Source organism: Clostridium sp. MB05 (assembly GCF_046581255.1).
Lineage (GTDB): Bacteria > Bacillota > Clostridia > Clostridiales > Clostridiaceae > Clostridium.
The window spans coordinates 2,240,154-2,253,644 of the sequence record NZ_CP174370.1; the positions used below are offsets into that span (position 1 = coordinate 2,240,154).

A 13,491-nucleotide genomic window follows, 5' to 3' on the forward strand; every position below is an offset into this window, starting at 1 on the left:
ATTTTAAATACTTCAAATATGTTATATAAAAATAATTAGTTTCTTTTAAAAATAATTATCCTATAGCAAGAAAGTGTATATATAATAGCAAAAACAATATAGATGAATTTGTGGGAATAAATTACAATTCATATGCGTGATAAAATATGAAAGGATTTTGTAATGATTTCTAACAAAAAAATTAAACCTAAGATACTATCGATTATTGTTACCATATTTTTTCTTATTCAGATGTCTTTCCCTGCATATGCTAATGATAATTTAACTAAAGATGAAAATAAGGCAATAGATACTATCAAATCTGTAGTCTTGAAAGATTCAAAGGGCAATATAATTGATGAAAATACTGAATACCCAATGGACCAAGGAGCTAAAGTATCCTTATTTTATAACTGGGAAATAGGTAATGGAGAAGAGGTTAAGTCTGGAGATTATACAGAAATACAAGTACCTAAAGTATTTAGCATATATAATACTGTTGAAGGTGATCTTTATATAGGAGATGGAGAATCAGTAGGAAAATTTTATCTAAGCATGGATGGTAAATTAAGACTTGTTTTTAATGATTATGCAAATACTCATTCAAATGTAAAAGGAACAGTACAATTTAATAGTGAGTTTAATAAAGAAGTTATTAAAGGAGAAAATCCAGTCAAAATTACCTTCCCAATTTCTAATAAAGAAGAAAAAACAATAGTAATAAGATTTAAGCCAGAAAATATAGCATCTTCAGTAGAAAAGAGTGGTATAGCTAATAAACCAGTAAATTCAGATAAAATAGCATGGACAATAGATGTAAATAAAACACTAGCAAAAGTGGATAATGCATTAATTGAGGATATTTTTGATGAGTCCTTAAGTTTTGAAGAAGCTTCTCTAAAGGTATATAAATTAAATGTAAATTTAGATGGAAGTACAACTTTAGGGGATATAGTAGATTCAAGTAAATATACATTTGATAAGACAAAAAATGGTTTTAAACTAAATTTAGGAAGTATAAATAGTGCATATAGAATATCTTATAGCACAAAAATAATTGATAGAAGCAAAACCTTATTTTCTAATAAAGCAAATTTCAATGGAGAAGAATCTACTGGGAAAGTTACTATAAATAAAGGAAGCGATTTAAGTAAAAAAGGGGAAGCAGATAAGACATTTAATAGTAGTAAAATTAAATGGACTATTGATATAAATAAATCAATGTCAAATATAAATGAAGCTATTGTTGAAGATACAATGCAAGCAGGATTATCTTTAGATAAAAGCTCCGTAAATGTATATAAATTAACTTTAAATGATGACGGAAGTATTTTAAATAAGACTATAGTAAATCCATCAGAATACACTCTAAGTTTTGAGCCTTATGAAAATCCATCTTTATTTAAGGTGAATTTAGGAAATATATCTGATTCATATCAAATAGAATATGATACAAATATTACAGATAAAACTAAAACTAGTTTTTCAAATAATGCTAGTTTTTCAGGTCAGAATGTATCCTACACAGTAAATATAAGAAGAGGAAGTTTAATAAGTAAAAGTGGTAAAGAAACTATAGGTTATAATGAAAAGTATATTATATGGACAATTGATGTAAATACTGGGGAAGAATCAATAGATCAAGCTATAGTAGAGGATACTATTAAACCAGGTTTGAGCTTTGATAAAAACTCACCTAAGGTTTATAAATTAAAGTTAGATAGCAATGGAAATGCTACTATAGATGGAGATGCCTTACCAGGATATATAGCAGAAGATATAAAAAATGAAAATGGAAATACAAGTTTTAAGGTTAATTTAGGAAATATAAATAGTGCCTATAGATTAGTTTATAGAACAGATATTACAAACAATGATGAAGTAAGTTTTAGTAACGAAGCTTTTCTTAATGGAGTTGGAACAGGAAATATTATTAAAAGACCTACAATTACAAATAGTTTTACAAAATCATCAGATGGTAGTATAGATTATTCTAAAAAGACAATGGGCTGGAAAATAACTATAAATCCATTAAAAGAGCCTATTAAAGATTTAGTGATAAGAGATACATTTCCAAATGGAGGATTATCATTAATTAGTGATACTTTTATAGTGAAGAAAGGTAATACTACTTTAAAAAAGGATATTAATTATAAGCTAGAACTTATAGAAGCTAATGATTTAACTAAAGGATTTAAGGTTATATTTTTAGAAGATGTTAAGGATGCTTTATATACAATAACTTATAGAACAAATTTTGATCCTGAAATACATTTGAATATAGCTAATAAAACAAAGTATGTAAATGAAGCTGTATTTACAGGAAGCAATATAAAAGCGCCGATAACTAAATCAGCAACTCAAACAGTAAGCAATATAGCAAGTGATAATGGGAATAAATCAGGGGTTTTAGATAGAAATAAAAAGGAAATTACTTGGACAATCAATTTAAATTATTTATCTAAAAATCTAGGAAGTATAGAAGTTTTAGATACTATAAAAGATAATCAAGTAATAGATAAGGATTCTATAGAAGTTTATGAATATTCAGTTGAAGCAAATGGCAATATGAAGATTGGCCAAAAGGTAGATAGTAGCAAATATACAATAAAAGAAATAAATGAAAAAAGCTTTAAAATAGAAATAAATAGCGCAACTAGTGCTTATAGGATTATTTTTAAAACAAAAATAATAGGTAAATCTCAATCAGAATACCTAAACACCGCAACTGTAGGTGATGTTGATTATTCAGGAAAGGTAACTTATACAGATCATGATAAATTTGTAGAAAAAGAAGGGCAGCAAATAGGAAGAAACATCAAGTGGAGAATAGCTGTAAATAAGAGCTTGTCAGAAATAGAAAATGCAACTTTAGTCGATACCTTAAGTGAAGGTCATCAAGTTATAGAAGATAGTTTTAAAGTTTATAAAGCTTCAGATAATAGTTTATATACTGACTATAAGGTTACAGTTAACCCACCAGATTTGACAAGTGGTAAACAAATGTTTAAATTTGAGTTTTTAAAACCAATTGATACTATGTATTATGTGGAATATGAAACTAAGATAATAACAGATGTAGATTATTCTAAAATATCAAATAGTGTTCATTTTGAAGGGGATGGATTTAAAACTGAAAACCAACCATTTGAAAAAGAAATAGTAGTTAGAATTACAGATGGATCAGGTACTGGTAGTGGAGAGGTAGGTAGTCTAAGGATAGTGAAAGTTGATGCTGATAATGAGGAAACCAAGCTGTCAGGAGCAGAGTTTGACTTATATGATTCAAAAGAAAGATTTATAGGAAAAGCAGTTACTGATGAAAATGGTGTTATAGAAGTTCCTAAATTAAAGTTTGGAAGATATACACTTCAGGAAGTAAAGGCTCCAGTAGGATATCAGCTCTTGGATGAAGAGAGAAATATAGAAGTATCTATAAGCTCAAAGGAAAAATTAGATCTTGTAGTTAAAAACTATAAATTAGGTAGTATTTCAATAATAAAGACGGATAACAAAAATAAAGAAAAATTACTACAAGGTGCTAAGTTTGAACTTAGAAATTTAGATAATGAGGTAATTGAAACATTAACAACAAATGAAAAAGGTGAAGCTAAATTTACAAATATACCATACGGAGAATATAAACTAGTAGAAATAGAAGCTCCAAAGGGATATTTATTAAATAATAATGAAACAGAAATTAAAATAGATAGAGAAGTTAAGGATATTAACTTAAATATTGAAAACGAAGAAATACCATTAATTCCAGAGAAACCTGAATTACTACTAGGATCTATTTCTATAAAGAAGGTAGATAGTAATAATAAAGAAAAATTGCTTCAGGGTGCTAAATTCGAACTTAGAAATTTAAATAATGAGGTAATTGAAACAGTAGTAACAGGAGAAAATGGTGAGGCTAAATTTATAAATATACCATACGGAGAATATAAGCTAGTAGAAATAGAGGCTCCCAAAGGATATGTTTTAGATAAAAATGAACAAAAGATTACTATAAATGAAGAAAATAAAGAGATAAAATTAGAAATTAAAAACTCAAAAGACCCTATAAAACCTGAAGAACCAAGTAAGCCTAATAATGATATTACAATAACCCCAAAAAACAATAAGGGGTTGCCTAAAACTGGAGGCAGAAGTACTGCAGGATTATATGTTTTGGCTTTAGCAACAATATCATTAGGTTTATATTTAAGAAAAAATAAATAATATACAGGCTTAATAGTATTAAAAAATATTATTAAGCCTATTTTAATGTTTAGACCAGTTATAAAAGTTTAAAGTTTTGAAAATGTGGTTATATAAGGCTTTTAGTAATTCAATGTGGAAAAGTAGATCTATTTTATACTTTCCTTACCTTCAGTTTACATATGTCCACTTTTTTATTAATTAAAATGATATAATATAACAATAAATATAAATATAAAAACAATGGAGTATTTCAATGGGAAAGTTTAAAGAATTATATATTAAATATTCTAATTTAGATAGAGAAACTAAAGAAGTTATAAAATTGTATTCACAAGAATATATAACTGACAAAGATAATAAAAAAGTGTCATTAGCACAGTATATTCTAAAATCTAATAATTACATATGTGAAGTTCAAGCAATTGAAGAAACAGCACATCTTTGGACTTGGAGTGATTTTAGAAGAGAAGCCAAGGCTAGGGTGTTAAGCTATAAAACTGAAACTAATGTTATATTAAGTCAGCTATTAGAGTTTTATAGTGAACCTGATTTAGAGCTATTAAATAAATATGGATTAGAAATAGTAAAAACACTTAACTAAAATTTATTAGAATTCTAATAAATTTTATATTAGGATATTTACTATAGAAAGAATGAAATTCTAAGAATTTGTTTGTATGTGATTACGCAACTATCATATCAACAAAAATATTTAACAGAGCCACGGTTAAGGATGTATCTTGATGGAGGGACTAATAAGATATGAATTTTAAGAGTGTTAGAGGAACATTTAAATCATTTCAACAACTATTAATTACTATGGAAAATTTACAAAGAAAGCAGTCAACACTTTTAATGGGAGTAGATGGATGTGGAGGCTCTGGTAAAAGTACATTTGCAAAAGAAACTTCAGAATTAAGTAATGAAATAACAATTATACATATGGACGATTTTTATTTGCCGTCAAATTCAAGAATAAATGATACTCCAGAAGAAAAGCCTATTGGTGCAGATTTTGACTGGCAAAGATTAAGAAAACAAGTGCTGATGCCATTAGCAAATAATGAAGAAGGAAATTATCAAAGATATGATTGGTGTTCCGATTCATTAAGCGAGTGGCATAGAGTATCTGTTGGTGGAATTGTAATTATAGAAGGTGTATATTCAACAAGAAAAGAATTAGCAGGTTTTTATGACTTTAAAATTTTCGTTGATTGTCCAAGAGAATTGAGACTGAGAAGAGGAATTGAACGTGAGGGAGAGTCAGGAAAGGATATATGGGAAAAAGTATGGATGGTAGAAGAAGATAAATACATGATAGAACATAGACCATCTGAATGAGCAGATTTAGTAGTAAATGGCTGTGGAGATAATTAGAAGATAGTGTCCTAATATTCTTATAAAATAATTAATACAGAGAAACTAACTTTAAAAAGTAGAGTCAATAAATATTTTTTATTAGCTCTACTTTTATATTTATTTACATAACATACAAATATATAACTTTCTAAAGTATTGTTAAAAGAAAGCTTTTTATAGTTTAGGTCTAGATAAGTAAATATATTTTCTGGGAAATAATGGAATAATAATATCAGCAATAATACATTGTGGTCACTTAAATTAGTATATAGTTATTAAGAAGTAGTTTATCGATATTATGTTTCTCCATAATATTCTGCTAAATACAAAAATCCTAGTTTTTCCACTTTGTAACTTCTTAATTTATTTCCGGTAGCCCTATCTATTGGTGTTTTATCAAAAATATAAAATCTTGTTGTATTGCTTTCTAAGTCTTTATGAACCATGTCCTCTTTTATATTAGAAGTTAATGAAACCTTAGGATGACCCCAAAATTTCAAAGTATAAAAAGCAATTTATGATGTAGTCGTTGGAGGAAGATAGAATAATAGAGTCTTTATGTAAAAACTTTACAATATTGCAATATTATTTTAATATAAGTATATAATGTATGAGCTTTATTATGTATTTAATGAGATCAAAATTGAACATGGGGTAAAAGCAGATGATAATACATAACTATCACAATAAGAAATATATTGAAATAAAAGATAATAAAATAATATTCTATAGATTCTTATATAAGAGTACTTTAGACTTAAATAAGGTTAGAGCAGCTTATATAGATGATGACTATTTTTTAAGAATATTATATGGAAAAAGAATTAGAATTTACAAAATAGCAAATATAAAAAATGATGAAAAGCCTTTATTAAGTGTATTAGCAGAAGAATTAAATAAAGAAAAGATACTTTTTTCAACAAATGTCCATTATGTGTATCCAAGATGGTTTTGGATTATATTAATTTCTATTAATATAGGAAATATGATTAAGTATAATATTATTCTTGAACCAGTTTTTTGGCTTATAGTTTTAACAGTCATTGCAATTACTTTATTTTTATTTCCGTATTCCTCTTCTACCTTTATTTATGATTATAAAAATAATTTAATTAAGTTAGAAGTAGGTTCTTCTAGAACTAAAAAATATCATTTAGAAATAGACAAGCCTAACCTTATATATAAACCTGTAGATAAAATATATAAATTAAAGGTAAATAAAATTGATACTGTTTTAATAAGGTCTAATATAATTTATCCAATAGATTATAAAGATAAGTTACGTGAAGTATATAATATTAGTCAAGGATAGCATTTGCTATCCTTGACTTTTTAAATTATTAGCATATTCAATTATATCTTCTAATGCTTTTTCTCCATTCATAGTTCCAAAGGTTTTCATATTTAACACATCACATTTAATTGAATAAGGATCCATAACTTTCTTTATTGAAGGCAACAAAAATCTCACTTGAGGGCATATTAAAATTAAATCAATAAGATTATTTAAACTATAGTCATTTACAGAAGATTCTTTTATAAATTCAGCAGGACCATAAGCAAGGATAAGATCATACTTTTCATTAAATTCTTCATAATTTAATAGAACAGTCATAATATCATCAATAAGAATATTATCTTCAGTAGAAGCATTTTTTATTTTTGAACAAAACAAACTAGAAGTAAGCCCTCCAGCACAACATATATAAACTAGCAATTTGAAATACCCCCTATACTTTAATTATATAAATATTTACTAATATATAATTCTATTATATATAAAGATATAAAGTTTATAAAATAAAATATAATAACTTTTTATTAAAAAATATTTTTCACATTAACAAAATAAATAGCACTTATAAAAATTACCTAGGTCTTAAATCTGCAAATTTTATTGAATGATAACAAAAAAAATCCTATTATACATAGGAAGGAAGGTGATTTTATGAAAGAAAAAAGTTTGAAAGCCCATGAAAAATGGAAAGGAAAAATAGAAGTTATAAGCAGGTGTCCTGTAAATAGCAATGAAGACTTAGCAGTTGCATATACTCCTGGTGTATCTTATCCTTGTTTAGAGATAGAAAAGGATAGCGAAGCTTCATATAAATACACTAGACGAGGAAACTTAGTTGGTGTAATTACTGATGGAAGTGCTGTATTAGGGCTTGGGAATATTGGGCCTTTAGCTGCAATGCCTGTTATGGAAGGTAAATGTCTTTTATTTAAAGAATTTGCAGGAGTTGATGCATTTCCTATATGTATAAATGATAATGATGTAGATGTACTAATAAATACAATAAAGCTTATAGAAGGTAGTTTTGGTGCAATAAATCTAGAGGATATAAGTGCACCACGTTGTTTTGAAATTGAAGAAAGATTAAATGAAATTTGTGATATTCCAGTTTTTCATGATGATCAACATGGTACAGCTATTGCAGTTTTAGCAGCACTTTTAAATGCTATTAAAGTTGTAAAAAAAGGATTTGATATTAAAATTGTAGTTAATGGAGCTGGAGCTGCAGGAATAGCTATAGCTAATTTAATATTTGAAGCTGGATTTCATAATGTTGTAATTTGTGACAGATATGGTATAATCACAAGTGATAATTCAAGTAATAAATATCAAAAAGAATGTGCTATTAAATTTAACAAAAATGAAACTGGTACACTTAAAGAAGTATTAGTTGGAGCAGATGCATTTATAGGGGTTAGTGCTGGAAATATACTAACAAAAGAAATGGCAGAATCAATGAGTAAAGATGCTATAATATTTGCTTTAGCAAATCCAACTCCAGAGATAATGCCTGAAGTAGCTAAGGAAGCTAATGTAAAGGTTATAGCGACTGGAAGAAGTGATTATCCTAATCAAATAAATAACTTATTAGTGTTCCCAGGAATAATTAAAGGAGCTTTAAAAGCACGTGTTAATAAAATTACTACAGAAATGCAATTAGAAGTTGCTAAAGGAATTTCTAATTGTATAAATGAAAATGAGCTAAATGCTGATAATATAATTCCAAGCGTATTTGATAAGAAAATTGTAGATTTAGTTTGTGAGGTAATTTGTAGTTTTAAAAAGTAAGGAGTTTTTATGGAGAAGTTAGCTAAATTATTTAACAAATTAACTAATAGTGAGCAGAAGGTGTTTACATATATTTATACTAATCAACAAAAAGTAATAAAAATGAAAATAAGTGATTTAGCTAAGGAGACATTTACTTCTAAAACTGTAATTATTAATTTGTCACAAAAACTAGGCTTTGAGGGTTTCTCTGATTTGAAATATTATTTAAAGTCAAATAATAATGCTGAAGATGATATAAAGGTTTTAGAGGACTTACAATATGGACTAAGACAAAATATTGAGAAAACCTTTGTGATCATAGAAGCAGATTTATATAAAAAGATTTCTAGAGAAGTTATAGAAGCTAAAACTGTATACGTTTTTGCAAGGGGGACAAGCAAAGCTGCTGGTTACTATTTAAATCATATACTATTAACTTTAGGAATTAAGTGTATTTTTGTTAAGGATTATAATTTATTAACCTTAGTTGGAAGTACATTAGAAAGTGATGAATTAGTTATTTTAATATCTCTATCAGGTACTACTCAAAAGATATTAGAGGTAGCTAACATAGCTAAAGTTAAAGGGTGTAGAACTATAGCTATAACATCATTTGGAAATAACGAACTATCAAGAATTAGTGATTATACCTTACATTGTGTAGCCAGTGAGACAGAAACTAAATTTAACGATAGTATATCTAGAATAGGAATGTTTATTGTAATTGAAATGCTAGTAAATTCAATTAAAGAGTTTAATAAAAAATAGCTCGCAAATCTGCGGGCTATTTTTTTGTGACCTAGTTCACTTCTTGTGACCTGAGACTTTATAAAGGAAAAGAGTATCACTTATAGTTATTGCAACATTTTCTAACAGAAAGTAAAATGTTTATTGAGAAGAGCGCTCTTTTAAGTAAAGGTATTCATAAAATATATTTAATTTAATAAATGGAGGAAGGCGAAATGTCAAAAGAGTTTAGTCAAAAGATTCAACAATTTGGTAGAACATTATTACTACCAATTGCAGTTATGGCGCCAGTAGGAATGATCCTAGGTATAACGGGAGCCCTTGTTCAATCTTATATGATTGCAAGATTCCCATTCCTAGGTAATCAAGTTCTTAATACTATATTAGTTAACATAAGAACTATAGCAGGTGCTGTTTTTGATAATATTCCATTAATGTTTGCAATGGGTGTTGCATATGGAATGTCAAAAAAAGATAAGGGGATCTCAGTATTTGCAGCAACAATAGGATATATAATTTTAATTGTATCAATGAATGTATGGTTAAATGTAACTGGAAAGTTAGCAGCACCAGAAGTCATGAGTCAATTTGGTCAAATAAAAGTATTAGGAATACAAACCATGAATGTAAACGCTTTAGGCGGAATTATAACAGGTTTAGTTGCAGCATGGGCAACAGATAAATTCTATAAACTTGAATTACCAATTGCATTTGCATTCTTTTCAGGTAAAAAATCAGTTCCTATAATAACAATGGGAATAATGGTTGCAATCGGTTTAACAATACCATTTATATGGGAAATATTTGTAGCTTTATTAACTAAGTTATCTGTAGTTTTCTTAAGTCCAGTAGGACCATTCTTTACAGCAGCAGGTGAAAGATTATTTATTCCTTTTGGACTTCACCATCTATGGAATGCTTTATTTAGATTTACAGAAGCGGGAGGGTCTTATGTTATAAATGGAGAAACCTTCGTTGGTGTTGTTCCTACTTTAAATGAAGTATTATTCAAACAAGGACCTACTAGTGAATATTGGAGCATGATGCCTTCATTAACAAGATTTATGGCACAACAACAAATGCTATGTACATTATTTGCTTTCCCAGCTATAGGACTAGCAATGTATAAAACAGCTTATAAAGAAAATAAAAAGTTAGTTAAGTCTTTAATGATAACTTGTATTGTAACAGCTCTTTTAGGTAATGTTACAGAACCATTAGAATTTTCATTTGTATTTATTGCACCATTATTGTATGTAGCTTATGCATGCATAATAGGAATAGGAGCAGTAGCATTATCTTTTGCTGGTGTAGCAATAGGATATATAAGAGGTACTATTTTCGACTTTGCAATATTTGGATTACTTTATGAAAATACTCATTGGATTAGCTTTATAATAATAGGATTAATTTTAGCAGTTGTTACTTATTTTGTATTTAAGTGGGCAATAATAAAATTTGATTTAAAGACTCCAGGAAGAGAAGATTCTCCATCAGCGGACAACACACTTATAAAAGAAAAGAGATATGATGAAATAGCAAAAATTGTTATACAAGGTTTAGGTGGAAAATCAAATATTAAAAATGTAGATAACTGCATAACTCGTTTAAGAATAGACTTAGGAGACGTTAAAGAAGTAGATCGTAAGATTTTAGAGAGTTCTGGTTGTACAGGGATATTCTTCCCAGCAGCTAAGCATATTCACATAGTTTATGGACCTTTAGTTGAATTTGTTAGAAATGCAGTAGATGAAGAATTAGAAAATATGTAAAATAAAAAAATACAGTGGAGGGATAGAAATGAGAAGTAGTAACATAATTACAATAACTGGAGCAGGAAGTGCAAGAACTCCGGCCTTAGTAGGGAGCTTAGTTAAATTAAAGGATAGATTTCCACTAAAAAAAGTAATATTCTATGATATAGATAATGAAAGAACATCAAAAATGGAGGACTATATTAGATTAGTTTTAAAAACTTATTGTAAGGAAACAGAAGTTATTTTTACTACTGATCCAGATGTAGCATATGAAAAAACTGATTTTGTATTTTGTCAAATGCGTGTAGGGAAAAATGAAATGAGAAGCTTTGACGAAAAAATTCCTCTAAAACACGGATTAGTGGGACAAGAAACTTGTGGACCAGGAGGATTCGCTTATGGAATGAGATCCCTTGGAGCAATGGTGGAAATGGTTAATCAAGTACGTAAGCATTCAAAGGATACATGGATATTAAATTATACTAATCCAGCTGCAATAGTAGCTTTGGGATTGGATAAAGTGTTCCCAGATGATAAGAGAATATTAAATTTATGTGATCAACCATACTCACTTATGAGATCTTATGCAAAAATTTTAGGAGTTGAGCAAAAAAATTTAAGAGCTACTTATTTTGGATTAAATCACTTCGGATGGTTTACAGAGCTTAAAGATATAGATGGGAATGACTATTTTGATCAATTGAGAACATACTTAAGAGATTATGACTTTAAGCCTTATAATGCAGAACAACGTTCTAAGTCTTGGTTAGATACTTACTTAAGAGTAAATAAATATATGAACTTCTTTGATGAATATATTCCAACAACATATCTTCAATATTATTTCTTCCCTGAAGAAATAGTAGCTGAAAGTGATCCTAATTATACTAGAGCAGATGAAGCAAAGGATTCAAGAGAAAAAGAAGTTTGGGATATATGTGCTAAAGCTACTGATACTGATTCAGTTGAAGATATAGAATTAATAACAAATAGTGTATTTGGAGATTTAATGATTGAACTTGCTGAATCAATATCATACGATCTTCATAACGAATTTATCCTTATGAGCAGAAATAATGATATAATAACTAACTTTAGTAAGGATGCAATAGTTGAAGTTTCAGGAACAGTAGGAAAAGATGGAGCTCATCCTTATAAATATGGAGAAATAAAGCCATTTTATAAGGGATTAATGGAAGCACAACATGCATATGAACTTCTTACAGTTGAAGCTTTCTTAGAAAAAAATTATACTAAAGCATTACAAGCATTAACTTTGAATAGAACTATTGTAAATCCTGAAAAGGCAAAAGCTGTATTAGATGATTTAATGGATAAAAATAAAGATTATTGGTATTTAACTTAATATAATATTAGAGCCTTCTAAAAAGATATTTCATTTTTAGAAGGCTCTATTATTTTTTATTTTTCTAATATTACTAAAGCTAATACTATATAGTAGCATTATTTAGATAAAGAAAATATTAATGATATTTTTTAGTTTATAAATATAAAAATCAAAAAAAGTCTTGTGAAATGATTAAAAATAGGGGGCATACGTCAATACTCTTAATAAAAGAAGATGTGGGGTATATTTATATGAAAACTAGTAAAAAAATTTTAATAGTGATTTTCGCTATAAGTATATTTTTAATAGCTGAAAGAATAAGAGTTTCTGCAAATACATATAAAGATCTAGAATCTATAGGTGTAAATAGTGAAAATCTTATTGAATATATAAATGATTTAGAAATAAATAAAAATGATATTGAAGATATATTAGATAAAGGAAAGGACTTAGCAGAGGATATTAAAGATAAAACTAATATAAAGGATTTTAAGCTAAGTGAGATATTGAATATGTATAAAGATGGTACTTCAATTGCAAATAAGTTAAATTTAAATATAGACTTTAGTTTTAAAAATGGTAATTTCTCTATTAAAGATAAAAATACCAATGACATAATATTTGAAGGTAATGTTAATGAAATAAACAAATATTATGAATTGTGTAAAGATAATATGCAAGGAATTACAAAAGAAGTTTTAGGAGATATTAATAATAAAGAAATTATTGGAAATATAGAAGAGGCGATAGAAGAAGAGTTTGGAGAATCAAAAGAAACATTAAGTAATGATTCTAAAGTAAATCAACAATATAAAGAAGATAATATAAACTTAGAGAACTCCAAGTATAAATTAAATAGAGATGAAGAAAATAAAAATGTAGTAAATAGCGGTAAAGCTTTAGAAAGTAATAAAAATAAAAACGGAATAATGTTTTCTATTTTTATTGTAATGGGAATGTTTTTTACTATATTAATCTCCTATATTAAATTTAGAAAATAGATATAATAAATATAGTTATAAGAAGTT

At 27.4% G+C, this 13,491-nt stretch carries 11 protein-coding genes; 9 read left to right on the forward strand and 2 right to left on the reverse strand.

What is annotated here, in order from left to right; genetic code table 11:
• Positions 1 to 162 precede the first annotated feature (162 nt).
• The 3 genes from ACH36K_RS10460 (at position 163) to ACH36K_RS10470 (ending at position 5,526) form a co-directional block, all read left to right on the forward strand.
• The gene (locus ACH36K_RS10460; RefSeq protein WP_411167570.1) at positions 163 to 4,203 is read left to right on the forward strand and encodes a collagen binding domain-containing protein; all 4,041 of its coding nucleotides are present in this window, start codon (positions 163 to 165) and stop codon (positions 4,201 to 4,203) included.
• 235 nt (positions 4,204 to 4,438) lie between these two features.
• Positions 4,439 to 4,786, forward strand: a complete 348-nt coding sequence (locus ACH36K_RS10465) for a hypothetical protein (protein ID WP_411167571.1) — start codon at positions 4,439 to 4,441, stop codon at positions 4,784 to 4,786.
• Positions 4,787 to 4,947: 161 nt separating this feature from the next.
• Complete coding sequence (locus tag ACH36K_RS10470; RefSeq protein WP_411167572.1) at positions 4,948 to 5,526, forward strand: uridine kinase; 579 nt, start codon at positions 4,948 to 4,950, stop codon at positions 5,524 to 5,526.
• Positions 5,527 to 5,840: 314 nt separating this feature from the next.
• On the opposite strand, the gene ACH36K_RS10475 is transcribed toward ACH36K_RS10470, so the two are convergent.
• Positions 5,841 to 6,044: a hypothetical protein gene (locus ACH36K_RS10475; protein ID WP_411167573.1), complete on the reverse strand. Its 204-nt coding sequence runs from the start codon at positions 6,042 to 6,044 to the stop codon at positions 5,841 to 5,843.
• Between the two features lie 164 nt (positions 6,045 to 6,208).
• On the opposite strand from ACH36K_RS10475, the gene ACH36K_RS10480 reads away from it, so the two are divergent.
• The gene (locus ACH36K_RS10480) at positions 6,209 to 6,856 is read left to right on the forward strand and encodes a hypothetical protein (protein ID WP_411167574.1); all 648 of its coding nucleotides are present in this window, start codon (positions 6,209 to 6,211) and stop codon (positions 6,854 to 6,856) included.
• A 6-nt stretch (positions 6,857 to 6,862) separates the two neighbouring features.
• On the opposite strand, the gene ACH36K_RS10485 is transcribed toward ACH36K_RS10480, so the two are convergent.
• Positions 6,863 to 7,261, reverse strand: a complete 399-nt coding sequence (locus ACH36K_RS10485) for a PTS sugar transporter subunit IIB (RefSeq protein WP_411167575.1) — start codon at positions 7,259 to 7,261, stop codon at positions 6,863 to 6,865.
• A 231-nt stretch (positions 7,262 to 7,492) separates the two neighbouring features.
• On the opposite strand from ACH36K_RS10485, the gene ACH36K_RS10490 reads away from it, so the two are divergent.
• The 5 genes from ACH36K_RS10490 (at position 7,493) to ACH36K_RS10510 (ending at position 13,464) form a co-directional block, all read left to right on the forward strand.
• On the forward strand, positions 7,493 to 8,629 hold the full coding sequence (locus ACH36K_RS10490) for an NADP-dependent malic enzyme (RefSeq protein ID WP_411167576.1): 1,137 nt from the start codon (positions 7,493 to 7,495) through the stop codon (positions 8,627 to 8,629).
• A gap of 9 nt (positions 8,630 to 8,638) precedes the next feature.
• Positions 8,639 to 9,379, forward strand: a complete 741-nt coding sequence (locus tag ACH36K_RS10495) for a MurR/RpiR family transcriptional regulator (protein ID WP_411167577.1) — start codon at positions 8,639 to 8,641, stop codon at positions 9,377 to 9,379.
• 194 nt (positions 9,380 to 9,573) lie between these two features.
• Positions 9,574 to 11,130, forward strand: coding sequence for a PTS transporter subunit EIIC (locus ACH36K_RS10500; RefSeq protein ID WP_411167578.1), 1,557 nt, complete (start codon positions 9,574 to 9,576; stop codon positions 11,128 to 11,130).
• Positions 11,131 to 11,158: 28 nt separating this feature from the next.
• Positions 11,159 to 12,481 (forward strand): 6-phospho-alpha-glucosidase, encoded by a 1,323-nt coding sequence (locus tag ACH36K_RS10505; RefSeq protein ID WP_411167579.1) that lies wholly within the window; start codon positions 11,159 to 11,161, stop codon positions 12,479 to 12,481.
• A gap of 233 nt (positions 12,482 to 12,714) precedes the next feature.
• Positions 12,715 to 13,464 carry a hypothetical protein gene (locus ACH36K_RS10510; RefSeq protein WP_411167580.1) on the forward strand — a complete coding sequence of 250 codons (750 nt, stop codon included), beginning with the start codon at positions 12,715 to 12,717 and terminating at the stop codon, positions 13,462 to 13,464.
• Positions 13,465 to 13,491: the final 27 nt, after the last annotated feature.